General features: G+C 40.6%; 23 protein-coding genes. All 23 read left to right on the top strand.

The features are described 5' to 3' along the window. Nucleotides 1–654, top strand: coding sequence for a DinB family protein (locus LV83_RS16440; RefSeq protein ID WP_111612653.1), 654 nt, complete (start codon nt 1–3; stop codon nt 652–654). Nucleotides 655–732: 78 nt separating this feature from the next. After that, a complete protein-coding gene (locus tag LV83_RS16435) occupies nt 733–1485 on the top strand; it encodes a hypothetical protein (protein ID WP_146613742.1) in 753 nt (250 codons plus the stop codon). 54 nt (nt 1486–1539) lie between these two features. Continuing rightward, nucleotides 1540–1983 carry a nuclear transport factor 2 family protein gene (locus LV83_RS16430; RefSeq protein WP_111612651.1) on the top strand — a complete coding sequence of 148 codons (444 nt, stop codon included), beginning with the start codon at nt 1540–1542 and terminating at the stop codon, nt 1981–1983. Between the two features lie 61 nt (nt 1984–2044). After that, nucleotides 2045–3574, top strand: a complete 1530-nt coding sequence (locus LV83_RS16425) for a M20/M25/M40 family metallo-hydrolase (RefSeq protein WP_111612650.1) — start codon at nt 2045–2047, stop codon at nt 3572–3574. Nucleotides 3575–3634: 60 nt separating this feature from the next. Then, nucleotides 3635–4519 (top strand): alpha/beta hydrolase, encoded by an 885-nt coding sequence (locus LV83_RS16420; RefSeq protein ID WP_111612649.1) that lies wholly within the window; start codon nt 3635–3637, stop codon nt 4517–4519. A gap of 137 nt (nt 4520–4656) precedes the next feature. Further along, entirely contained in the window at nt 4657–5178 is a 522-nt protein-coding gene (locus tag LV83_RS16415; protein ID WP_211320494.1) for a RidA family protein, read from the top strand. Between the two features lie 67 nt (nt 5179–5245). After that, nucleotides 5246–6154: an amidohydrolase family protein gene (locus LV83_RS16410; protein WP_111612648.1), complete on the top strand. Its 909-nt coding sequence runs from the start codon at nt 5246–5248 to the stop codon at nt 6152–6154. 24 nt (nt 6155–6178) lie between these two features. Next, on the top strand, nt 6179–6703 hold the full coding sequence (locus LV83_RS16405; RefSeq protein WP_111612647.1) for a cupin domain-containing protein: 525 nt from the start codon (nt 6179–6181) through the stop codon (nt 6701–6703). 73 nt (nt 6704–6776) lie between these two features. Further along, the gene (locus LV83_RS16400; protein WP_111612646.1) at nt 6777–7283 is read left to right on the top strand and encodes a hypothetical protein; all 507 of its coding nucleotides are present in this window, start codon (nt 6777–6779) and stop codon (nt 7281–7283) included. A gap of 76 nt (nt 7284–7359) precedes the next feature. Beyond that, nucleotides 7360–8541, top strand: a complete 1182-nt coding sequence (locus tag LV83_RS16395; RefSeq protein WP_111612645.1) for a DmpA family aminopeptidase — start codon at nt 7360–7362, stop codon at nt 8539–8541. Nucleotides 8542–8856: 315 nt separating this feature from the next. After that, nucleotides 8857–10161: an APC family permease gene (locus tag LV83_RS16385; protein ID WP_111612643.1), complete on the top strand. Its 1305-nt coding sequence runs from the start codon at nt 8857–8859 to the stop codon at nt 10159–10161. A 154-nt stretch (nt 10162–10315) separates the two neighbouring features. Next, nucleotides 10316–11092, top strand: coding sequence for a hypothetical protein (locus LV83_RS16380; protein ID WP_111612642.1), 777 nt, complete (start codon nt 10316–10318; stop codon nt 11090–11092). Between the two features lie 133 nt (nt 11093–11225). Then, nucleotides 11226–11471: a JAB domain-containing protein gene (locus tag LV83_RS16375; protein WP_245947079.1), complete on the top strand. Its 246-nt coding sequence runs from the start codon at nt 11226–11228 to the stop codon at nt 11469–11471. A gap of 427 nt (nt 11472–11898) precedes the next feature. Then, nucleotides 11899–12885, top strand: a complete 987-nt coding sequence (locus LV83_RS16370; RefSeq protein WP_111612640.1) for an ArdC family protein — start codon at nt 11899–11901, stop codon at nt 12883–12885. Nucleotides 12886–12981: 96 nt separating this feature from the next. After that, the gene (locus LV83_RS16365) at nt 12982–13443 is read left to right on the top strand and encodes a hypothetical protein (RefSeq protein WP_111612639.1); all 462 of its coding nucleotides are present in this window, start codon (nt 12982–12984) and stop codon (nt 13441–13443) included. An 82-nt stretch (nt 13444–13525) separates the two neighbouring features. Next, nucleotides 13526–14209 (top strand): hypothetical protein, encoded by a 684-nt coding sequence (locus LV83_RS16360; protein WP_211320493.1) that lies wholly within the window; start codon nt 13526–13528, stop codon nt 14207–14209. Nucleotides 14210–14876: 667 nt separating this feature from the next. After that, nucleotides 14877–15092 (top strand): hypothetical protein, encoded by a 216-nt coding sequence (locus LV83_RS16355; RefSeq protein WP_111612638.1) that lies wholly within the window; start codon nt 14877–14879, stop codon nt 15090–15092. A gap of 368 nt (nt 15093–15460) precedes the next feature. Continuing rightward, complete coding sequence (locus LV83_RS16350; protein WP_111612637.1) at nt 15461–16612, top strand: DUF4856 domain-containing protein; 1152 nt, start codon at nt 15461–15463, stop codon at nt 16610–16612. A 49-nt stretch (nt 16613–16661) separates the two neighbouring features. After that, on the top strand, nt 16662–17732 hold the full coding sequence (locus tag LV83_RS16345) for an imelysin family protein (protein WP_158530607.1): 1071 nt from the start codon (nt 16662–16664) through the stop codon (nt 17730–17732). Between the two features lie 10 nt (nt 17733–17742). Continuing rightward, on the top strand, nt 17743–19086 hold the full coding sequence (locus LV83_RS16340; RefSeq protein WP_111612635.1) for an HTTM domain-containing protein: 1344 nt from the start codon (nt 17743–17745) through the stop codon (nt 19084–19086). Between the two features lie 7 nt (nt 19087–19093). After that, on the top strand, nt 19094–21520 hold the full coding sequence (locus tag LV83_RS16335; protein WP_111612634.1) for a TonB-dependent receptor: 2427 nt from the start codon (nt 19094–19096) through the stop codon (nt 21518–21520). 861 nt (nt 21521–22381) lie between these two features. After that, entirely contained in the window at nt 22382–23692 is a 1311-nt protein-coding gene (locus tag LV83_RS16325; RefSeq protein ID WP_111612632.1) for an AAA family ATPase, read from the top strand. Further along, a complete protein-coding gene (locus LV83_RS16320; RefSeq protein WP_111612631.1) occupies nt 23670–24257 on the top strand; it encodes an RloB family protein in 588 nt (195 codons plus the stop codon). Before LV83_RS16325 ends, LV83_RS16320 begins: the two co-directional genes overlap by 23 nt. Nucleotides 24258–24720 lie beyond the last annotated feature (463 nt).

The following is a 24720-nucleotide window of genomic DNA, read 5'->3' as shown; positions in this document are numbered from 1 at the left end:
ATGAAAAATAACAACCCTTCTACCCGCAGAGATTTTATGAAATCTTCCATGGTCCTGAGTTCAGGTACATTAGGCCTGTCAATGATTCCAAACGCAATCCTTGCAACTGCCTTTAAGTCCGATGAACGTGTCAATGTCATCGGTCCGCGCGATGGATTTGCTCCCCAAGTCGGTACACTCTTATCTATGATGACTTGGATGCGGGGAGTAATATTAATGCCTGTCATGGGCCTGACTGTGGATCAGCTGGATTATATCCATGATGAAAACTCCAATTCCATCGGGGCTATGCTGCTTCACTTAGCTGCTACAGAGCGTTTTTATCAAGTCCATACTTTCGATGGGAAGGAATGGGGAGATTTTAGTAAGCAAGATTTAGATCGGTTTGATGTGGCGATGAATCTTGGAGAGGAAGCCAGAAAAACAATCAAGGGCAATAATCTTGAATACTATCTGGATATTATGAAGGAAGTGAGAGAAAACACCATAAAGGAATTTAAGAAAAGAGACGACGAATGGCTGATGTCAGTCGATGAAGAATGGCCATGGGGACCTACCAATAACTATTGCAAATGGTTCCATGTCTGCGAACATGAGTCCAACCACAACGGGCAGTTCAAATACATTAAAAGCAGGCTGCCGGGACTTAAATAGCAGGAATTAATTGTCAGGTAAATTGAAAGTAAGAAAATGAAAACTTCGAAAATCAACATGCGCAAAAATTAAAAATCAGTGAATAGAACCTTATTCCCACATATCGAAAAATGGTTATTCTTATTGATACCTTTAATATTCTTTGGCTTTTACCCAAGTTATTGGAGTAAGTTGACAGATAATAAAACAACTGTACAGCATATTCATGCCTTCTTTATGTGCTTATGGGTAATCATGAGTATTGTGCAGCCGTATTTGATTTTAAAAAAGAAGATCCACGCACATAAAATGATAGGCAAAATAAGTTATGTGTTGATAGTTCTAATAGTAATTTCCGGATATACACTAATTCAGGCACGATATGACAGAGTGCTTCTACGTGTACAGGACAGAGTGGAAACCGGTGAACTTCAGCTTTCTCCTCAGGAGGTGCTTGAAAGAGTAGCAAGTTTACAAAGCATCGGAATCCTGTTTTTGCTTTTACTCATCATCTGTTACGTACTTGCCATTGTCCATCGCAAAAAAATCCTTCCACATGCCACCTACATGATAGGGGCTATTTTTACCTCCATTGACCCCGCTTTAGACCGACTGATTGGGTTTTGGTCCAATTCCTTTGAACTCGAGCCCAACTTCTTCCTTACTTATGCTTCCCAATTATTTGCCATGATCTTGTTAGTTGCCTTAGCAATTTTTCAATGGTCCAAGCAACTCTCGCTCAAACCTGTATTGGTGGTGATTGGTCTTTATACCATTGTTTTCCTGATCAACAACAACGCAAGTGAAACTGCTCGCTGGCGATGGTTTGCAGAAACAATATTATTTCGATAAAAAACAGGAAAGCCGAAAACTATCTAGAGTAGGCAATATTAAATAAGGGAAATAATGAAAATATCTCATGTTATATGTGTTGTGATAATGTTGGTATCATCCAGCTCTCTGTTTGGACAGACGAAGAGTGATTCTTTATTAATCAAAGAAACCGCTCTAAACTATATTGAAGGTCTATGGACAAATAATTATGAGAGAATGGAAAAAGCAATACATCCAGAATTGGCAAAAAGGGTAATTAGAAAAGATGACAAAGGGAATTATCGATTAAGTAATATGGGGTATTCAGAATTACTGTTTTACACAAAAACTTTAACGCCCAATGATGAAAAACCAGAAGAACCTTTTAAAGCGGATGTTATAATCTTTGATATTGCATCAGATATCGCAACTATAAAAATAACCCAAAATAAATATAGTTTCTTTGACTATGTTCAGTTAGGAAAGATAAGTGGGGAATGGAAAATGATAAATTGGCTATGGGCGAATACAAAATAAACTCATAGTAAAAAGAGATAACCGAAAACCTATCAAAGTAGGCAAAACACAATTTAATACAATGATGAAAAAATCTAAAATCCATTTTTTCTATTTGATTATTGTCTTTACCGGCTACAATCAAATCTGTCTGAGTCAAATCAAACAGAAGGCGGAAAATACAAGCGATTCTTTAAAAGTCACTAGACCTACTGATAATCAAATTATAGCCTACAATAATTATTTTGACCAGAATTATGAAAGGCATATTGATGAATTGATAGCTTTAATTTCATACCCCTCTTTATCTATGCAAGCTGATCATCAAAATGATTTGATAGAAGCAGCAGAATTCCTTAAAAATAAACTAATCAATATTGGCTTAGAAAAAAGCCAAATAAATTTCTCCTATGGCTTGCCGGTAGTCATTTCGGATTACAATCAGCATATAGATCAGCCTACTGTCCTTTTTTATGGACATTTTGATGTGCAACCTGTCAATAGCGAGCAATGGCAGAATGATCCCTTCAAAGCGGAAATCAGAGATGGTCGATTGTATGGTAGAGGAGCCACTGATGACAAAGGCCCTATCATAGCCTTAATAAGCACTCTTGAAGCCTTAATGACTATAGATGGGAAGCTTCCAGTAAATATTAAAATCCTTTTGGATGGAGGAGAAGAAATCGGGAGCCCGCATTTACCAGGCTGGTTAGCCGATCACAAAGATTGGTTAAAAGATATAGATTTCGGCATCAATGTAGATGCCGCCATGTATAGTGATGAGCAGGGTTTGATATGGAAAGGCCTTCGTGGTGCTTCGGATATAGAAGTCACTTTAACCTCCGCCAATACTGATTTACATTCAGGCATCTATGGAGGAGTTGCACCCAATGCTGCAGTTGCTTCCTCCAGAGTAATTGCTTCTATGTATAATGATGATGGGTCAGTCGCCATTGAAGGATTTTATGATGATTTAAAAATATTCTCTGAGGGGGAAAAAATAGAAATCGCTGCTTCTGTAGACAAAAACCAAGAAGCAGATGAATTGAAGAAATTTGAAATTGATCAATGGATTGGAGAAGCCGACTACACCTATACTGAACGAACATGGATTCGTGGATCCATGGATATCACTGGTCTCAAATCAGGTTATACTGACGGAAAAGCCTCTATTATACCGCATACAGCCTGGTTCAGGATCATGACACGATTGGGGCCAGGTCAGAACCCGGAAAAAATTAACAGCTTGATTAAAAGCCATATCGAAAGAAATATTCCCTGGGGAATCCAAGCAGAATTTAAAGCAAGTGGAATGGCAGCCGCTACTGTCTTAAATGAAGATGATATGGGGTATAAGATTGGAAAAAAAGTGCTAACTGACTTCTTCGGAATTTCCCCAAAAATTCTCTACATAGGTGGAACTGTCCCAGCCCTATCTTTTATCCCTGATGCAGGTGGGCCTGATTTGGTCTCGATTGGCTTTCAGCGAAGTGATGAGAATTTTCATGCCGATAATGAATTTATGAGAATTGCTAGCTTTAAAAAAGGTCAACTCATTTATGCGCAATTATTACATGCATTTGTCGATCAAAATCGCACTGATACCAAGTAAATCTATAATTAGAAAAGCCAAAAACCGGTTAGAGTAGGCATTGGATATAAAAATAGCACAATGGAAAAATCATCAGACTTATTGAACCGAATACTTGTAATTCTAATATTGTTGTTCAATCTCAATCCGGGCAATCTTTTATTTGCACAACAAATAGCCGGATATGAGGTATTTAAAGACATACCTTATGGTGAAGACATGGAACAGAAGATGGACATCTATCTTGCTGAAAAGGAAAAAGCCAATGGAAATAAAGGCTTTACTATTGTATTCCTTCATGGAGGAGCCTATTATTTAAGTGACAAAAGCCAGGAAGAAAGATATATTGAGCCATACCTCAAAAAAGGCTTCCATGTAGTCAACCTCAATTATAGATTAAAAAGAGGAATACCACTAGCGACAAGTGACCTTACCAATGCACTCAACTTTCTCAAATCTAATAATGGTGAATACAATTTAAATCTCTCTCAAATTATTGTAACAGGCTTTTCTGCGGGAGCACAAATTGCCACGAATGTAGGATTAGCTCAAAACAACCCTATGTTTCCTGATAAGCTGGAAGATGAGATTGAGATTATTGGAGTTATAAACGTCTCTGGCCCTGTAGATGACTTAGATGTTATAGAAAAAATATTTGTAGATCACGAATACGAGCTATTTAGTAAAGCCGGTAATGCGCTCTTTCCCTCAGATGGCTACGCTAGCAGAGAGGTGTTATCGGTTTACGAACCTGTAACCTATTTTGATGATAATGACCCCCCGGTTTTTCTTTGGCATGGAGGCCTGGATGACCAAATTCCACCTGCGACTTTCGAGCAGTTTGTTTCCCTGATGAGGAAGGGGAAAGATACCAGGATGTTTATCCCTAACGGAAAGCATAGTCCTACAAAGGAAGAACTAGCCAATGCCTATGTGGAAATATTCAATTTTTTAGAAGGCTTATAAAGAAAATCCAATACCTGTCGGATTGCACAAATTCCCTTGATAAATCATGAAATATCGGACAAAATACGAACCCCAGAATTGGATAAAGAACGACAACAAAAGCCAGTCATCTTATTATTAAATAGTCAACCATAACTATGAAAAATTTATCAGCACCTGTTTTAATTACTTTTGCGCTCATCATGGGCTGTACAAATAATCAAAAGGAGACGGCCGGTTTTACTGAATCGCATAATAACCATCAAAAAACAGGAATAGCGATTGGTGGGATAAATCAATCTCCGGTATTTACTCCTTCCGAACTTCCCTATCCTTTCTCCAGTGCAGTACAGGTAGGGGATATCCTTTTTCTTTCAGGTGAGATCGGAGATGCTGGAGATGGAACTGGCCCCGTGCCGGGAGGCATAGAACCTGAAACACACCGCATGTTCGAGCGCATTAAGGCAACACTTGCCAGCCACGGCCTGGGTCTGGAGGATGTCTTCAAATGCACAGTAATGCTGGCTGACATGTCCGAGTGGCAGGCCTTCAATAAAATATATGCAGGTTATTTCGAGCTGGGCCGATATCCTACACGCTCAGCAATGGGAGTAAATGGCCTTGCCCTGGGTGCTAGGGTAGAAATGGAATGCTGGGCCTATAATCCTCAAAAGAAATAGTAACGCTCACTGCTGAATTTATTCAACCTCTATTATATCTGCCATAAGCGCCTAATTAAAATAAATTATGAAAAAACTTCTTCTCTTACTCACATTACTACTGGAAATCTTTATCGTCCAGGCGCAAACGAAAATAATAGACATGCATGTTCACTCTTATTCACCAAGTGATTTCGGAGATAGACAACCAGCCACAGATCATTATGGAATCAAAGGTTCAACAAATGCAGAAGAACATCGCCTAGTGACTTTTAAGTATTTTGAGCAATTCAATATTGTGAAAGCGATGGTCAGCGGAAATCCTGAAAGCGTAGTAACATGGGCAGATAAGGATAATTCCGATCGGGTGATTAAAGGGATATTACAGTTTGCTCCGGATAGTTACGACATGGATACCATCCGCTTTGAGCAAATGATAAAGGACGGGGAAATTGAAATTTTCGGGGAATTGGGACCTTACTATAGTGGCACCACACTTAGTGATCCTGAATGGCAACCTTACCTGAGGATTTGCGAAAGATATGATATTCCTGTAGCCGTACATACTGGTGGAGGTGAACCATTAGGCACCCAAACATGGGCTCCCAAAGCAAGACTTCAATTAGGTGATCCCTACCTGATTGAAGATGTGCTGGTCAACTACCCGAAACTCAGAATTTATATGATGCATGCAGGTGGTGAAGACTGGCCCGAGCATGCCATCAGATTGATGGCCTATTATCCACAGCTCTACACTGACCTAGGTGTCATGCTGTGGGTGGAACCCAATACGCAACGCTATATCACAGAATTTCTGAAAAACATTAAGCATGCAGGCTACTTGGATCGAGTTATGTTTGGTTCTGATCAGATGATCTGGCCTTACGCAATCGAGAAGTCTATTGATTTTTTGAATAGTCTTGACTTCCTGACAGAGGAGGATAAAGAAGGGATATTTTATGGAAATGCAGCGAGATTTTTGAAGATGGAAGAGTAACCTCATCCCAATTAAAATGACCCTATGAATAGAAAAATAATCCTTCTGACTTATTTGTGCCTGCTTGGATGTTCTGAGAAACATGAAAAATTTAACTCACCTGTTAAAGCTTTTGGATTCGATGAAATTCCTGATTCAAGCTTTGTGATACAGTCACAGATACGATTTGACACATCTGATTATATTATTGATCCTAAGCATTTAAAGAAATATTATGACCATCCTGGTGAACTTGGTTACATAGCTCAGGGTGAAGATTATGATTTTAAATCCCTTTCAGTAATAATGGCAATGGCAATGCCAAATGGAGGGCCACCATTGCATTCACACGGCATGGAAGAATTACATATAGTGTATGATGGCACTGTGGAGTACATGATCAATGAAAAGCAATTTACGGCAGTTGGACCCTACATTGTGAAAATTCCAGCAGGCGCTCCCCATGCATTTATGAATCGAGGGGAAACTCCAATAAATATTGTGGGCATATTACCCGAAAACAACACTAGCTATCAAGAAATTGGTCCAAATCCTCTATTGGAGAAATAAGTTTACAACTTATTGAGTGGTGGATTACAAATCAAAAGCATAATAAATACCGACTGACAGAAAATAAATCTAGATGAAATACATACTATTTGTAACCTTATTCATGAGTTATTCACTGGTTTTCGGCCAAAAAGCTGAAGATAAATATGCCAAAGATATTCAATCCATCGATGCCATTATCAATGCATATTATGATGTAGTCTCAGGTTCGAGTCAGGAACCTTGGCAATTTGAAAGAGACCGCTACATTCATTCCCCAAATGCTGTGATAACAAGAATTGATGAAAACGGGCAAGCAGAATCCCATGCCCTAGAAGCTGAATACATTCCGCTTGCACTAGCTCCAAAAGAAGATTTTTATGAAAAAGAACTGAAAAGAAAAGTCAGCCAATTTGGTAATATGGCGCAGGTGTGGAGTGCTTTTGAAATAAGAACTGAGCCCGAAAAGGAATCAACCCTACGCGGACTGAATAGCATTCAGCTCCATTATGAGAATGGGAGATGGTGGATTGATAGTTGGACTTGTGAAATGGAAACTGAAAATAGTGCTGTCTTCACTGAATTTATGGCTGACCAATGAAGCTTACCCATAACCATGATCTGATGGCCAAAAGATTTATCAATTAAACGAAAAAAGAAGAGCTAAACATTTTAAAATGAAACATATAATCCGATTATTCTCAACTTTTATAATACTGCTTATTTGTTCGCCATCCTACGCCCAAAAACCACGAGCGAGAGATTTGGGAGTTCCCTTTAATGGCACAACTGGTCAATTCAATGCCATCACCGATGTAAAAGGTGTGGAAGTCGGATACAGCACAATCATTTCTGGAAGTGGTGAAAACATTGTAGGAAAAGGTCCGGTAAGAACAGGGGTCACTGCCATTTTTCCACGGGGCAAAACTCAAAAATTTAGTCCTGTATTTGCCAATTGGTATAGCCTGAATGGAAATGGGGAAATGACCGGGACCACATGGGTCACGGAATCCGGCTTTTTGGAAACACCAATTATGATTACCAATACCAACAGTGTTGGAGTGGTTCGAGATGCTGTTTTGAAGTGGTATGTAGATACTGACTGGTATAATGGCGAAGAGTGGTGGTACACCTATCCGGTAGTGGCAGAAACTTACGATGGGTTTTTGAATGACATCTATGGATTTCATGTCAAAGAGGAACATGTGCTGGAAGCTATCAACAATTCATCTGGTGGTCAAATAGCCGAAGGAAATGTGGGCGGAGGCACCGGAATGATGGCTTTGGGTTTCAAAGGTGGAACCGGGACATCCTCAAGAATGATAAAGATTATGGATTCCACTTACACAGTCGGTGTTTTAGTTCAGGCTAATTTTGGCAGGAAACCTTCCCTCACGATTGCAGGAGTCCCTGTAGGAAAAGAACTAATGGATACCTTAAATAATGAATTGAAATTGCCTCCTCAATCATACAGGAAAGAAGGAGACGGATCCATCATCGTGGTGGTCGCGACCGACGCGCCTTTGCTGCCTCATCAGTTGAAACGGATTGCCAATCGTGTTCCGATCGGAATTGGATTGACAGGTGGAATAGGTACAAATGGCTCGGGTGATATTTTTGTAGCATTCTCCACCGCAAATCCAAATGCTTTTCAGCGCTATGATTTCTCAGGTGTTGACATGCTGCCAAATGATTTGATCGATCCGCTATTGGAAGCGACGGTGCAGTCTGTCGAAGAAGCCATTATCAATGCCATGATCGCAGCAGAAACTATGGAAGGAATCAATGGAAATAAGTCTTATGCATTACCTCATGGATTGCTAGTGGACTTGCTGAGGAAATACAATAAGGTTGAATGAATAATTGTGAAAAATGTCGTTAAGTTGCTTTTCCAGAAGCAGTTTGTTAATCCAAACCGGAGTCCGGTTTCTGGAGAAGTAGGACTGCTCCTTCCGCCCCGAATTTCCCGACCTCGAAGGGGTTGAATTTGAAAATATTCTTGATAAAACCACCAATCCCACTTTGCCTGAAGAATAATCTGGTCTGTTGGGGAATAAATCAAGGCAGTTCGTCCTAAGTGGAGGCATAGTGGCTTTTGATTTTTTTATCTTTTCCAGCATCTCCTAAATCAAATTTTAATGAAAAATCATTGAGATAAATTTTTTAAAAAACCTATGAAAACCACCCAAGAAGGATTAAAACGAGAAGTCGGCGTATGGGGGCTCTCAGCCAATATTGTCAATATCATGGTAGGGGCCGGCATCTTTGTTTTGCCTGCCATCATCGCCGAAACCATGGGGGCTTCAGGGGTCTTGGCTTACCTTTTTTGCGGATTGCTGATCGGTTTGGTGATGCTATGCTTTGCAGAGGCGGGTAGTAAAGTCACCCATTCAGGAGGGGCCTATGCCTATGTGGAGACCGCATTTGGATCATTTCCCGGATTTTTGATTTCGGCGTTTTTTCTGACAGGATCCATTTTTGCGGATGCGGCAGTTTCCAATGCCCTCGTGGAAATTTTAGCTTTGATTTTCCCTGTTTTCAAAAATCCGACAGTCAGAGTGCTTTCCTTATTTTTCCTTTTTTCTGGATTGGCCATTCTCAATGTCATTGGTGTCAAACAGGGGATCGGTTTGGTCAAAATCACCACTATTGCCAAATTGATTCCGATTGTTTTATTGATCACTATTGGTTGGAAGGATGTGCAATGGGTCAATCTTGCTTGGGAATCAGAACCGACTATCCAAAAGCTGGGAGAAACATCCCTGATTTTGTTTTTTGCTTTTATGGGTGGGGATGCAGGATTGGCCATTGGAGGGGAAATCAGAAATCCCCAAAAGACTGTTCCACGTGCGATATTTATCGGTATTTCTGGTGTCTTATTGCTTTATGTCCTGATCCAATTGGTTTCTCAGGGAGTCATGGGAAGTGAACTGCCAAATTTCAAGGAAGCTCCTTTGGCAGAAACAGCTCAACTTGTTTTCGGCCCAATAGGCTATACCCTGCTTTTTGTGGGCACAGGCATATCCATGTTTGGAATGATCAGTGGACAAACCCTGAACAATCCAAGAGTGATATTTAGATTGTCCCGGGATGGCGTGATCCCTTTCAGCAAGTTGGCTTCTATTCACCATAGGTTCAAAACCCCATATTTAGCGATTTTGATTTATGCTGGGCTGGGCTTCACGCTCGCGGCAATAGGTGAATTTAGGCAGCTTGCAGTGATTGCTGCTTCAAGCGTACTATTGGTTTATTTTGGGGTATCGCTCTCGGTCATCGGTCTTCGGAAAGGAAAGCATTTGGAAAAAGGAGGTTTCAAAATCCCTTTTGGTTACACTGTTCCTCTGCTTTCTGCAGGAATCATTCTTTTTTTTCTGTCCAATTTGACAGGATCTGAGATAAAGGGAATGTTGCTCTTGATAGGGATTCTGACTGCGGTCTATTTCTTGGGAAAGGTTTATAGAAAATGGAGGAAAAGCTAAAATATCTAGCTAAGGTCAAGGGTATCAGATTCCAATTCTTTATCCTATTTGGTTGGACGGAAGATGGAACACCGGAGACGGAAGATAATTTGACCTTACCTGATTTTGGTTTAAATTTTCAACCGGATTAAAGTATTGAAATCATTGGCAAATAATGGAAGAAAATCAAGCCCCCGAAACTGAAAAAGATCTCTCCAACAATGAGGTAATTAAATCTTTGAAAAAGACAAACTGGAAATCCTATTTCAAGGAATTTTTTATGCTTTTTCTGGCGGTCTTTTGCGGATTTCTGGCAGAGAATTATCGGGAATCTCTCAGTGCCCAAAAAATTGAAAAAGAGTATATCGTCTCTTTGGTAGAGGACTTAAAAACGGATACGACCAATCTTAGCGGGTATATCTCCTTCCGGAAAGAAAAAAGCGTACTCATGGATTCATTGGCAGGAATGATCCTATCAGAAGAGCGGAGTTTGTTGGGGAATCAGATTTACTTTTTAGCCAGACAAGTCTTCAATGATCAACCGTTTTTCTATTCCAACGGCACCATTCAGCAGCTTAAAAATGCCGGGAACCTTCGGCTACTTCGCAAAAGAAATGTCGTCAATGAATTGCTTAAATATGAGAAAAAGGTAAAGGTGTTGGAGGAATGGGATGAAAATGACAACAGAACCAAATCCACTTTTCGCGAAATGGGAGGAAGGGTTTTCCATTCCTCGGATTTGAATGCCACGATGGATTCAAATATGAAATTCGTGATGCCAACGACCAATCCTCAATTGATTACAGATGATTTTGGGATCATCAATGAGATTGCTTTTCAGATCCACTACCTATCCAAAATGACCAAAGGCAATAGCCTCCGAGCGGAATCCTTAAAGTCTGACGCAGTTCGCTTACTGGAATTGATTCATTCAGAATATAAACTCGACTGAACATGGAAAATCAATCCATAAATCAAGATCAGAGGATCGAAGAGCACAATCCAAATAAGCCGATTGTCTAGAAAAAGAGAAACTGGACCTCCTATTTCAAGGAGTTCTATATGCTGTTTTTTGGCTATTTCCCTTGGATTTTACAGCAGGCACTGTAGTGGATGTAAAGCTGGTTTATGCAGCTGCCATCAAAGCTAATTCAAGTTCCCTGATCTTAGCCCATTGCCATCCGTCTGGGAATCTACTACCATCAGAACAGGATAAAATATTAACCCAGCGAATCAAAAAAGCAGGTGAAACCCTGGATATCCTGGTACTTGATCATTTGATTATGACAGCCGAAGGATATTATTCTTTTGCGGAAGAAGGAGAGCTTTAGGGCTCTTCTTCTTTTTTTAGTTTCCATGAATTTTCCGAAACGGAAAATTCATGGAAACTATTCGTAGGCATTCATTTTTTTAAAATTGCGATTGATGACAGATTGCTATAAAGGCGTATTTCCAATATTGAGGATTCCTGATTCTGTAGCTACCTGTATGTTTTTTAGCTGTTGCATATGGGATTTATAAGCTTTGATAAATCAGACTGCCGGTTAGGAATTTCTCCTAGGCCAATAACAGGACTTCTTATTTTTTCCATTCCTTTTTCCGCCAATTTAGCCTGACCCCGTCACACGAGGCAAGAGCTTACGGCATAAAGCCCTCACGCTTGCCTTTGCTGGTTTATTCCGTTTCCTCTTGCACTTAGTGCCGGTCTCAGGCTGGTGCAGCTTCATAAGTATTTGTCAAACCAAAACACAAAAGACTATGAAGACGCAAACAAAAAAATCAGCAAAAACATCCACTAAGAGAAAAGGGGGAAATGACTTAGCAAGAAACAAGTGGCGCAGTACACAAAGCCCAAAAGGCTCACCGGATATCTATCAGAAGTTTACTGATCTGATCATCGAGAAACTGGAGCAGGGGGTGATTCCCTGGAAGCAGCCTTGGCATCAGATGGGGATGCCCTCCAACTACCTGACAAGGAAGCCTTACAAAGGGATCAATCTATGGCTTTTATTATCCTGTGGACATCAGTATCCCTACTATTTAACTTTTAAGCAGGCGAACTCACTTGGAGGCAAAATCAAGAAGGGAGCGAAGGCACTTCCGATCTGCTACTGGAACTTTGCCTTTCGGGACAAAAAGACGGGCAAGGTGATTCCAGAAGATAGGATAGGAGAATATGATCTGAAACTGGTGAGTAAATCCGGTTTTCTCAAGGAGTTTAAGGTGTTTCCCATAGAACAGATTGAGGGAATAGAATGGGAGTTTCCAGAAATCAGCAAAGAAGAACCACTGCCTGATAATGAACAATGCCGTAAGATCTATGAGGAAATGCTCCGGGCTCCTGAGTTGATTCATTCTGGTTCCTCAGCCTACTACAGGGCAGACCTGGATCAGATTACCATGCCGGAGAAAAAACTGTTTGACTCCGCTGAACAATATTTCGGGGTATTGTACCATGAAATTTGCCATTCTACAGGGCACCCATCCAGATTAAACAGGGTAGGAGTTTCAGAACCTCAGCAATTTGCGTCAGAATTTTACAGTCGTGAGGAGTTGATCGCCGAGATGGGAGCAGGGTACCTGAACAACCTTACAGGGATATTGGATCAGAGCCTGCTGGAGAACTCGGCAGCTTACATTCAAAACTGGCTAAGCGAACTTCGCAACGACAAGCACTTACTGATAGAGGCTGCCAGCAAAGCCCAGAAGGCGGTGGATTACATCCTGATGGAACCTCCGTTTTAGAATTAGGGGAGAGATCCCCTTTTTTGGTCATGGCGATCTAGCTAAAGATAGGCTGATTGTTTATTTTCAGGAAAGCAACCAATCAACTTCAATCTGATGAAACTTACCAAAGAGACAGCAAGCGATCTAGACCTTTTAATTAAAGAGTTGGTTGCGGATAATTCAAAAGTTGCTTCAATAGAAGATATGAAGTCAGTTCTTTTTCCTGATAAACCTGAAGCGTATTTGATGGCTCTATTTCATCACTTGAAAAGCCATAGTCCTAGTTTGTTTTTTCCAGAGCCAGAACCAAGTCCTGAATTGTTTTTGGCAAGTGATTATTTGCCTGCTTTTTATTACGAGGGGTCGTTTACAGCTATTTTCGAAAGTCAGGAAAAAGAAAGGTTGGAGACGGAGGAGAAGAAAAAGCTGGAACTCGAAAAATTGAAATTTGATGTCAAGAATACCAAGAGGATTTATAAGACCTATTGGTGGACATTCGTATTTGCCTTGATCAGTTTTGTATATGTGCTGATCCGCCTGGGTACTTGGCTTTTGGAAGAGCGGACTATAGAATAGAAGGGAAGATGCAGGTATTTTGAAACTTCTTTCCTAGTTTTGGGCTGTTATTGAATTATTCCCCATTGTAAACTTTTGGATATTGGAGCTGGAACATGGATTTTACCTGAAGTCAAAAAAAGAACGGATTTGGATTCAGGTAAGAATAGGATTTATTGCTTTACTCATTTTCCTGTTGGTTTTTCTGATTTGCTGGAACACTGGCTTTTTTCTTCCCTTAATATTAGGCCTTCCCATCACCCTGCCACTAGTAGCTCCCTTTTTTGATGTGCCTGCCCTGAAAAAGAGCGGGGATTTGGTTTATTATTCCCCTTTATTTCTGGCTGAAAAGCCAAAAAATGGAAAAATAAATGTTCATGGAGGAACCTTGTTTGATTATGTTTTTGTGATAGACCGGAGTCTCAACGGCAGAGAACGAAGCAAGTTGATTATGGAGCAATACCTCGAAGGCATGGTAAACCTGATTGATCACCTGCAAAAAGACAATTCGGATAACCTTACTATCCGTGGGACTAGCTATATCCTCAATAAGAGAACAGCAAGCAAAATCGGCTTTCAGGTAGTTCAGACTGATTTTTTGCAAAAAGTTATTTTGATATACAATTACTTCAACCTTGTATGTGCCAATTCCCTGGCAAAAGGTAAACTGACTTTTCCAAAACTTGGCGAAATCCAAGCCTTTGAGGCAAAACTTGATAAGCTGATGGAAAGAAGGAATTTTATCAACAGTTTGAATAAGAAATTGAAGCAAAGCCAAATAGTTTGAGCTTCCGGCAAATCAGATTTCATTTGATTTGGGTAGCGTTAAAATAAAAAGAGAAAATTGGTGAGGAAAGTTTTGCTAGGCGATGGCAACACTCGGTAAATCTTTGATTAAGGCACTAAAATCACTCCCTTGAAGCGCCCTTAATTCTCCGAAGGAGTACTGGATCAATAAAGGGACAGGACAGGAATTACTCTGGAGTTCTATACCCTTTGCTATAAGGTAGATGCAGTGTGTCTACGATGCTCCTTCGATGCTTCTACGATGCATGTCCGATCTGGTATCGAAGAAGCATCGCCGATTGACTGGGATTAAAAGGTAGAAGCAAGGGACTTCTTGTAACTATAATTAAGCTCCGGAAAAGGAGCTATGGCAATATTCCAGCCAGTTACAGTAGCGTAGCCTGCTAAGGTATATTCCTATCTTTCAATTTACTTGCGAAGTAGACCAATGGTTCTATACCTTCGACACTGCATCGAAAATAGATTGACGATGGTTCTATATTTCATCTCTAGGTTGGCGAAGAAAAGTGGACTGACAGCCGGGCTAGACCGAATGATGATGAAGGTTTTCTATTCCATTTATCATCTTCGTGGAGAATTTTGAAAGGTGTCATATGCCTGACAATTGTATGCTGAGGAAACCCGGAGCATGTAGCAACATTCCCTTTATGTACTTCTACAAAAAAATCGAAACGCACGGTTTATTCCTCTTTCTGGCTTGGTTCTGCATCGGAATAGACTATCAAGACGAGGCTTTGGTGGTTCCTATCATCGAACTGGATGCGAATCAAGTGGTATATCCTGCTATTTTTCAATTATTTACAATGCAGTTAGGAAGAATTAGAGGACAGGTTCAATTTGTCTCAAAATTTCAATTCAATTGAATTGAATCGAATTTGAATCTTCGAACTGTATGAGGTGTGTGAGGGATATGAAATGTACGAATTGAACGCCCCTTATTTTACTTTAAGAATATGTTTCTTAGTTGATTTATTCTGGGCTATTATTCTGCTAAAAATCTTTGTCCAGAGTAATGTTCACAATTTTATTTAGGCACATTTTTTCCTGCTGTCCATTCAGCTCAAATGGTTGCATTTGATTTTTCACATGGGTATTTCCTATGATTCCTGACAAAACTCAGTATGTCCAAATTTTATTTATAATTAATCTAGATAATATTTGAATTTAGATCTTTGGATTTTACATTTGTGCTAACTTGTAATTAATCTAAATAAAATCAATACTAAATCCAATGAATCTAAAACAAGCTTCCTTAATAGTCTGTTCAGGAATTTTGGCTTTTTCGTGTATCGAAGATGATATTCCTCAGAATGAAGTAATCAATGCACCTGCTACTTATGTTTTCGAAAGAGATGGAGCATCTACTGTCAATTATCAAGGCCAAACAGACCGCTTGAATATGCTTTCTGAAGTGAAAAGCTATCTGGTGACCGGAGACCAGGGTCAAGCACTTTCCCTTCAGAAATTGTTGGACATGTACTCTAATACCAATTCCCCTTTTTCCAGCCAAGAATTGAATCAGGCTACAACCAAACAGCTTGAAAACAAAACCAATGCAGCTCAGGTTGATTTTTTCAAGGGGTTAATGGCAAATGCAGCTGAAGTCAGCGAGGACGTAGCCGCAAATAGTACTGCTGCCGGTGAGGGAATTGCAGGAAGGATCGAAAGGGGTAATACCGGAAATTTTGTCAACGTAAACGAGAAGGGTTGGGAATTTACCCAGCTAATAGAAAAAGGATTGATGGGAGCTGTTTTTTACGATCAGATCTTTAATTCTTATCTCACCGATGCAAAAATCGGCGATGCTGTGGACAACGATAATCTTGTCGAAGGGAAAAATTACACGACGATGGAGCATCATTGGGATGAAGCTTTCGGCTATTGGGGAGTACCTACTGATTTTCCAAAAGGTGACCCCGTTTTAACGCCTGAATACAAAAGATTTTGGGCTAACTATACCAACGGCAGAGATGGGTTACTTAATGTAAACCAACCGCTGATGGATGCCTATATTTTAGGAAGGGCTGCAATTGTAGCAAATGACCATACTGTCAAAAAAGAACAAGTCGAGGTAATCATCGATCTCCATGAATTGGTATCTGCCGCAACAGCAGTTCACTACATTAATGATGCTATGGACTATCTATCATCAGGCGATCAGGGTAACCTTTTTCACTCCCTGTCTGAAGCTTATACTTTTGTAAGTGCTCTCCAGTTTAGCCCACGCAAAAAAATCACTCAAAGTGATATTACAGAGATTCTCACAAGCGATTTCGGAACCGATGGGGATTTTTGGAAAATAAGCAATGAAAGTTTGCAAAATGCCAAGAATAAATTGACGACCGCTTATCCTGAACTAAACGATCACGCCGATGTGTTGTAAGCATATTTCTTCATTTGGATCTATGTTGATGGTAACATGCCTTTTGGGCATGTTACTTTCTTGTGTTGACAATGCCGAGGAAAAAATAGAACAGACTACCGCTAGACGACCTGTTTTGGAGAATCTGGCAAGTACTGTGATCATTCCAGGCTATGAAAACCTGCATTCTTTGCTTTCTAAGTTAGATCAGTCAGTGAAAAATTTCACCGCCGGACCGAATGCCGAAAACTTGACATCACTTAGGGGGGATTTTATGGATGCTTACGCAGCATGGCAAAAAGTTTCTTTTTTGGAATTCGGCCCTGCCTTTTCCCAAACCTTAAGAGCCGAGCTCAATACTTTCCCAACGGATAATTTTTCTATTGATAATGCTGTTCAATCCGGGGAATTTTCCTTCACTGGATTCAGCACTCAAAACCGAAGAGGTTTGCCAGCCATGGATTATCTGCTATACGGAGTTGCAGATTCTGATGAAGGAATCCTTGAGAAATACTCCACTGATTCCAACGCTGAAAATAGAAAGCAATACCTTTTGACAGTGAGTCAGCTTATGTTGACTAAAGTGGATTTGGTCTATAATCAATGGCTTCCTACCGGCGGTAATTATCAGGAAGAATTTATCCAAAGCGATGGTACTGATGTGGGATCATCCTTTGGTGAAATGGTCAATTCGATGTCACAATATCTGGAACGATTCACCAGAGATGCACGGATAGGCATTCCATTGGGCAAACGCTCTCAGGGAGTGATTATCCCTAGGAATGTGGAGGCATATTACAGCAGTCAGTCAATTCCTCTTTTCCAGGAACATGTCTCGGGAATGAAGGACTATTATCATGGTAAAGGCGGGAGTCAGGATAGTAAGGGTTTTTATGAATTTCTTCAGGAAATCAAAGCAGGAGAAGATGAACGGTTGGCTCAGCGGATTTCGGATCAATTCGATTTGATCCTCAGTAGATTGGATCAGGTACCTTCACCGCTCGCTGAAACTATCCGAACCAATCCGGCTCCTGCAGAGGCTGCCCACGTGGAATTACAAAAACTGGTCATCCTATTCAAAACAGAATTTTCCTCTGCTTTAGGTGTACTGATTACTTATCAAGACAATGATGGGGATTAATTAGGTTAAAGTGAAGCCATCGATAAACAGTTGTATAAACAAGCCGATTTCAATAGCACCCTTGATTCATTTCAGGGTGCTTTTTGGCTTGATTATGTTTATCAGCGTTATCAGGTTTGTCTTAAATGGCTGGATAAAAACCCAATACATTGATCCCGAATTCCATTTCAGCTACTATGGGTTTTTCTGGATCAGCAACCCTGGTGAAGCAGGGATTTATCTGCTTTTTACCATCATGGCATTGACATCATTGGGCGTTACCCTAGGCTTGTTTTACAGGATATCGGCAGTGCTTTTTTTTATTTCCTTTACCTATGTGGAATTGATTGATGTGACCAATTACCTCAATCATTATTACTTCGTAAGCCTAGTTGCATTTTTGATGATATGGATGCCTGCACATTTAGGATTTTCTTTTGATTCAAGGAGAAAAGGTTTCTCAATTACTCAGATCCCTTATGGGTATGTATTGATTATTCAGTTGCTTTTGAGCATGGTTTATTTTTATGCAGGACTTGCCAAATTGAATCCAGAATGGATGTTGGAAGCGCTTCCATTGAGAATTTGGCTCCCCATGTATAGCCATTTACCGCTTGTTGGCGGACTGATGAATGAGCTTTGGATGGCTTATGCCTTCAGTTGGTTTGGTGCAATCTACGATCTAAGCATTCCTTTTTTACTTTTTTACAGTAGGACGAGGCCGTATGCATTCATTGCAGTTGTGGTCTTTCATATTTCCACTTGGTTGCTATTTCCGATCGGCATGTTTCCCTTTATCATGATTCTTGCCACAACTATTTTCTTTTCCCCCAAGAGTCACAAAAAAGTCTTGTCCCATTTGAAAAGTATTTTTTCGCAGAAAGGATTTTTGAATCCCATTTCCAGACGTACCCTATATAAAACAAACTATCAGAAACTAATCTGGAGCATTTTTACTGTTTTTCTAATCGTACAGATGGCCTTGCCGCTAAGAGCTTTTTTATATCCGGGCAAGCTTTTTTGGACAGAGCAGGGATATCGCTTTTCCTGGAGGGTCATGTTGATAGAAAAGGCCGGATATGCCATCTTCCATATCAAGGACAAAAAGACAGGCAGAGAATGGGAAGATTATGCAAGCGATCATCTGAGTGCGATGCAGACAAAACAAATGTCAACACAGCCAGATCTGATTCTTCAGTTTGTTCATTACTTAAAGCAAAGATGGGCTGACCAAGGGTATGAAGATGTAGAGATACGCGCTGAAGTATATGTCAGCTTAAATGGCGGAGTGAATCGCTTGTTGGTTGATTCCAATATAGACCTAACCCAGATCAAAGACAGTTTTGGTCATAAAACCTGGATTTTACCTTACTAAATAATTTATGAAATTCTTTTTGCTTATCCTTCTTTTCATTTTGATCAATCTGCCTTTGCATGCGCAGGTTCTGGTAAAAGGTTCGGTGGAAAGTTTGGGTGAAACTCTCCCCGGAGCCAATGTTTACCTGAAGGGAACAGCCTTTCAGACGGTAAGTGATCAGAAAGGAGCATTTACGCTTTCCTCAATTCCTCAAGGGGAATATACCCTTGTCGTGTTTTTCTTGGGAAATAAAACATTCTCCCGAGACCTAACTATTGGGCCTAAAGACAAGGTCATTGAGCTAAAAATTCAAATGGAGGAGATCAGCGGTGAATTGAATCAGGTAACTGTCGAGGGTAACAATTCGGATTCCTATGGTATCATAAGGCTAAACTCAGTAGAAGGCACGGCCATCTATGAAGCTAAAAAAAATGAGGTCATTCAGCTGGATAATATCACTGCAAATTTGGCTACAAACAACAGCCGGCAGATCTATGCTAAAGTGCCGGGACTGAATATCTATGAAAGTGATGGTGCTGGATTGCAGTTGGGGATAGGGGCAAGAGGTTTGGATCCTAATAGGACTTCCCATTTCAACGTTCGCCAAAACGGTTATGATATCAGTGCTGATGCTTTGGGATACCCCGAAAGTTACTATACTCCAGCTACCGAGGGAGTGGCGCGCATTGAAGTGGTGCGAGGTGCGGCATCTTTACAATACGGAACTCAGTTTGGGGGATTATTGAATTTTGTAATGAAGGATGGTCCGGAGGACAAAAAGGCTAAAGTAGTACTTAGGAATACGGTTGGCTCTTATGGGTTTTTGAATACATTCAGCAGCGTTGGTGGCACTTTGGGTAAATGGAATTACTACTCATTTTTCCAATATAAAAGAGGAGATGGTTGGAGGGAAAACAGTGGGTTTGATTCCAAGATGGCCTACACTTCACTTTCTTTTAAACCAAATGAAAGGTTTAAGGTGAAGTTGGAGTACACGGTGATGGATTATCTTGCCAGGCAGGCGGGCGGCCTTACTGATGCACTGTTTGCGCAAAATCCCAGACAGTCCATCCGGTCTAGGAATTGGTTCAAGGTGAACTGGAATCTTTTTGCTAGCCAATTGGATTTTAAAATCAACAATCAGCTTAAACTCAACCTCAGGAATTTTGGGCTAATCGGAGGTCGGGATGCACTAGGAAATCTAGGTAGAATTGACAGGGTCGATGATGGTCTGGAGCGAAATCTCTTTGTGGATGATTTCCGAAACTTCGGTTCGGAGCTCAGGCTGATTTATAACTATCGTCTTGGAAAGCAGGAAAATGCATTTTTGATAGGAAGTCGCTATTACAATGGATTTACAGACAGAAAACAAGGATTGGGCTCAGCAGGGAATGATGCGGATTTCCGTTTTCTCAATCCCCAAAATCTTGAGGATGCAGATTATGATTTCCCTGGAAGGAATTTTTCTGTATTCGCCGAAAATGTGTTTAATCTGAGTGATAAAATCAGCCTGACACCAGGTATCCGAGTGGAATATATCCGAACAGCTGCCAACGGTTATTATGCTGGGAATACCTTGGTTCCAGATCCAGCTACGGGGTTTGCGAGAGATTCCACTTTTAAAGTGTTTGAAAAGCTGGATAGGAAAAGAAGTTTTGTTTTTGGCGGTTTGGGCTTCAGTTTTAAGCCAAAAGAAAACCATGAATTTTATGCCAACTTTTCACAAAACTATCGCTCAATCAATTTCAATGATATCCGGGTTAACAATCCCAATTTGGTGGTTGATGAAAATATTCAGGATGAAAGAGGGTATAATTTTGATTTGGGAATCAGGGGAAGTCAAAACAAGAAATTCAATTATGATGTCAGCTTTTTCTATTTGAAATATCGGGATCGGATCGGTGCTATTTTACGAACCGACCCTGAGAGTTTTAGGATATTCCGATACAGAACCAACGTTGCGGATGCCTACAGTTTAGGATTGGAGGCTTTTGGAGAATTTGATTTGCTTCGCGTGTTGGAATGGGATGAAAAATATAAGCTTAATTTCTTTACTAATATTTCTTTGATTGATGCTCGTTACCAAAGCTCGGAGGAACAAGTACTGGAAGGAAACAGGGTGGAACTGGTGCCTCCATTCAGTATCCGATCGGGTGCAACATTTGGAGTGGGGGCATTTAATATGACTTATCAGTTTTCATTTGTCGAGGAACATTTTACAGATGCCTCGAATGCAGTGAGGACGCCATCTGCTGTAGAAGGAATTATACCTTCTTATCAGGTCATGGATCTTTCGATGAGTTATTGTTACAAGTTTATTAAGCTGGAAGCCAGTGTCAATAATCTGACTGATAACCTGTATTTCACGCGGAGGGCAGCAGGATATCCGGGACCGGGAATAATCCCTTCAGACGGTAGGACATTCTTTCTAACGCTGGAATTCAATTTTTAGAAAAGAATTCCTGTAAAATAAGTATACTAATTGGTGCCTTCAGGCGTCAGAATTCGAAAAATCTTAAGTAGAACAACAAAAAGGGGATAAAAAGAGGGACCGATATCAGGGTAAAATCAAAACAGTTGGAAGAATCTTTAAGCTAAACACATAAGGGAACAGCAAGGGAATTACTCGGGAGTTCTAAACACTTTGCCTATAGCTGGATACCTAGTTTCTCCGATGCTCCTTCGATGCTGGTACGATCTGGTATTGAAGAAGCTACGGAGATTGATTGGGATTTGAAGGTAGTAGTAACGGACTTCTTGTAACTATAATTAAGCTACGGAAAAGGAGCTATGGCAAAATTCCAGCAAGTGGCTAGAGGTAAGCGAGCCAGATCATTTGCCTATCTCACTATAACATACATGCTAAGGATTTATAACCAAAGGTTCTAGTCCTTAGGCTCTGCTTCGACTTTGCACCGACCTTGGTTCTACTTTTCATCACTGCGCTGGCGAAGAAAAGTGGACTGACAGCCGGGCTAGACTGAAAGATGATGAAGGTTGTTTATTCATTATCATCCTAATGGAGGAGAGGATTATGGGGAGGGAGCAAGTGAGAATCTTAGTGTTAAATTACTTGAGAAGTACGGTAAAGCGGTTGCTTAACCCGTCTGTCAGAGCCAGATTTCAAATGGAAACCTATAATCCCGACAATCCTCTGGATAAAATCCCGCTTGGGAATTTCATTTTTCAGCAGTGGAAGAATACGTGGGACAGGTGAATTATGAATAAAATTTGCATAAAAAACGTAAATTTTTACTCTAAAATCACATAAATATATTTTTTTCACGTAGCATTGTATTCAAATCGTAAAGCCATGATCGTTCATTTTTCAGTTCAGAATTTCCGGTCTATCAAGGATCGGGTTGATATCAGTTTTGAGAAGACGGGATTAAAAGGGTTGCCTTCAAACTATTTTGCAGCACCTGCTAAAACCCAGCTGTTAAAGACTGCAGTACTTTACGGACCAAATGCATCAGGGAAAAGTACCGTACTCCAGGCATTCAAAGCCTTGGAATATTTGGTGGTTCATTCGGCAGGGTTTAAGCCAGACCAATCCATACCACCCTATGAGCCGCATCTATTAGACAAAGGTTTCCGTGAGGAGGCCGTGGAGCTACACGTGGTTTTTTATGGACAGGACAGCATCAAGTATGAATTTAATCTAGCCTTTCTTGAAAAAAAGGTGATTAAGGAAGAAATGTATTTTTACCCTAATGGTGTGCAGTCTGTCCTGTACCAGCGTAGTTTCGGTAAAGAGATCAAGTTTGGGGAAGGTTATAAAGGTGCTAAAAAAGCAATCGAAAAACTCTTGTTGCCCAATCAGCTGTTTATTTCAAAAGCATCGGAAAACAACGTTGAATCCTTATTGATTCCCTATCATTTTTTTGATCAGGGTATGATGGTCTTTCCGTTTTTAAGCGAGGATCATGAATCCAATCTGAAAAGACTCTATGCAAGGCGCTTGGCAGAACAGCAGGATTCAGGATTTACCAGAAAGCTGAATGCATTGATCTGTGCATTAGACACTGGGATTTTGTCAGTTTCCTCCAAGGAAGTGGATTCACATAGTTTTAAATTTCCTGACAATGTTCCCGACGAGATCAAGCGAAAAATACAAGAGGACTATAAATACGATATCAAGACTTCCCATCCCTTGTACGATGGAGGGAAGCTGGTAGGGCAGGAGCTTTTTGATGTAGAAGAGGAATCTACGGGGACTAAAAGCTTGTTGGTGATCGGAGGGATTATTTTGGATTCATTGGAAACAGGAAGAGTGTTGGTTGTGGATGAGTTTGAGAAAAACCTGCACCCTTCCATTACCAGTTACCTGATCAGCCTTTTCCATAATCCCCTGACCAATCCAAAAAATGCGCAATTGATCTTTGCGACACATGACATTACCCAACTTGCAAATGGGGCGTTTAGAAGAGATCAGATTTGGTTTACGGAGAAGAATGAATTTGGAGCCACAGAATTATACGCCTGTTCTGATATCAAGGGGATTCGGACTGAAAATCCCTTGGATAAATGGTATGCTTCAGGGAAATTGGGTGCGACACCTATCATCAATGACGTGGATTTTTTGATTAAAATGCAGGAAGATGTCCTTGAGGAGACCGAATAAGCGGATTTTGATTTTATGTGAGGGGGTGACTGAGAAACTGTATGCTACCTCACTTCGGGCAGAGTTGGGTAGAAACCTACAGAGGAGTATAGCTGTGGAGGTAACACAGGGAGATCAACAGAATCCTTTGGACCTGGTGAGGGAGGCTATCGCAAAAAAGAAAAAAGCCAGAAAGGAAAAGAATCCATACGATGACATCTGGATATTTTTTGACCATGACAATTGGCCGCAGTTGAGAGAAGCATTCCGGTTAATAGAGACGGAGGAATTCAAATTTTCTTTTACCGCGCTTTGCTTAGAGCATTGGTTTATCCTTCATTTTGAAGAGTGCGGAAGGGCGTTTCAGCGGGGGGAAGATGCGCTTAGTCATCTTAGAAGGTTATGGCCTCAATACCATAAAACCAAACTGAACCACTTTGCTGAGTTGAAGGAAAAGCTGCCGTTGGCCATGGAGCGTGCCACTAGGATGAATAGCAGGCAAGAGGAAAATACCGTCACAGAGAGGAACCCTTATTGTACCATAGCTGATTTGATTTCCTTTTTTCAATCACTAGAGGCCGGATGATTGGGCGGAATTGCCGCTGATCTAACTTACATAATTCCTGTCGGGAAAGTGATACGAGAAAATAGCAATTCGGGATCCACTTACCTAATTCTTGTCCTTAAGCTTCATTAAAAGGAGGATCAATTACCCTGTCACTTCAGGAGAGAGCCAGTCCTGATGTTTAAATCTCGAAAACGAAGTGATTCGGGAAGCAAAGCAATATCGGTAGCAGTGGAAGGGTTAAAACAACCAATAAAGTGATTTGGGAAGGTTGGGAGAGGTTAAGAAAACCAATTGCAGATTGCCAAGAATTACAGGGTAGGGCAGAACCTAAAGAAATCTTTCAAGGAAAAACTTTTCTTAAAGTTGATGTTACCGTCCAAATTTCCCAACCCTTAGGATTGTGCACACAGCGTGTGCACAATTGAAAGCTTGAATCACTTGTCCTGGCGTATTTCTTTAATAGAAATCTTTTAAATATCCT

The sequence above is a fragment of the Algoriphagus yeomjeoni genome (assembly GCF_003259505.1).
GTDB classification, from domain to species: domain Bacteria; phylum Bacteroidota; class Bacteroidia; order Cytophagales; family Cyclobacteriaceae; genus Algoriphagus; species Algoriphagus yeomjeoni.
This window is presented reverse-complemented; position numbering and strand designations above follow the sequence as displayed.

Bases quoted from the DNA above. Each gene is read 5' to 3' on its own strand.
- LV83_RS16440 (WP_111612653.1), top strand. From the start codon at position 1: ATGAAAAATAACAACCCTTCTACCCGCAGAGATTTTATGAAATCTTCC.
- LV83_RS16430 (WP_111612651.1), top strand. From the start codon at position 1,540: ATGAAAATATCTCATGTTATATGTGTTGTGATAATGTTGGTATCATCC.
- LV83_RS16425 (WP_111612650.1), top strand. From the start codon at position 2,045: ATGATGAAAAAATCTAAAATCCATTTTTTCTATTTGATTATTGTCTTT.
- LV83_RS16420 (WP_111612649.1), top strand. From the start codon at position 3,635: ATGGAAAAATCATCAGACTTATTGAACCGAATACTTGTAATTCTAATA.
- LV83_RS16415 (WP_211320494.1), top strand. From the start codon at position 4,657: ATGAAAAATTTATCAGCACCTGTTTTAATTACTTTTGCGCTCATCATG.
- LV83_RS16410 (WP_111612648.1), top strand. From the start codon at position 5,246: ATGAAAAAACTTCTTCTCTTACTCACATTACTACTGGAAATCTTTATC.
- LV83_RS16405 (WP_111612647.1), top strand. From the start codon at position 6,179: ATGAATAGAAAAATAATCCTTCTGACTTATTTGTGCCTGCTTGGATGT.
- LV83_RS16400 (WP_111612646.1), top strand. From the start codon at position 6,777: ATGAAATACATACTATTTGTAACCTTATTCATGAGTTATTCACTGGTT.
- LV83_RS16395 (WP_111612645.1), top strand. From the start codon at position 7,360: ATGAAACATATAATCCGATTATTCTCAACTTTTATAATACTGCTTATT.
- LV83_RS16385 (WP_111612643.1), top strand. From the start codon at position 8,857: ATGAAAACCACCCAAGAAGGATTAAAACGAGAAGTCGGCGTATGGGGG.
- LV83_RS16380 (WP_111612642.1), top strand. From the start codon at position 10,316: ATGGAAGAAAATCAAGCCCCCGAAACTGAAAAAGATCTCTCCAACAAT.
- LV83_RS16370 (WP_111612640.1), top strand. From the start codon at position 11,899: ATGAAGACGCAAACAAAAAAATCAGCAAAAACATCCACTAAGAGAAAA.
- LV83_RS16365 (WP_111612639.1), top strand. From the start codon at position 12,982: ATGAAACTTACCAAAGAGACAGCAAGCGATCTAGACCTTTTAATTAAA.
- LV83_RS16355 (WP_111612638.1), top strand. From the start codon at position 14,877: ATGTACTTCTACAAAAAAATCGAAACGCACGGTTTATTCCTCTTTCTG.
- LV83_RS16350 (WP_111612637.1), top strand. From the start codon at position 15,461: ATGAATCTAAAACAAGCTTCCTTAATAGTCTGTTCAGGAATTTTGGCT.
- LV83_RS16345 (WP_158530607.1), top strand. From the start codon at position 16,662: ATGTTACTTTCTTGTGTTGACAATGCCGAGGAAAAAATAGAACAGACT.
- LV83_RS16335 (WP_111612634.1), top strand. From the start codon at position 19,094: ATGAAATTCTTTTTGCTTATCCTTCTTTTCATTTTGATCAATCTGCCT.
- LV83_RS16325 (WP_111612632.1), top strand. From the start codon at position 22,382: ATGATCGTTCATTTTTCAGTTCAGAATTTCCGGTCTATCAAGGATCGG.
- LV83_RS16320 (WP_111612631.1), top strand. From the start codon at position 23,670: ATGTCCTTGAGGAGACCGAATAAGCGGATTTTGATTTTATGTGAGGGG.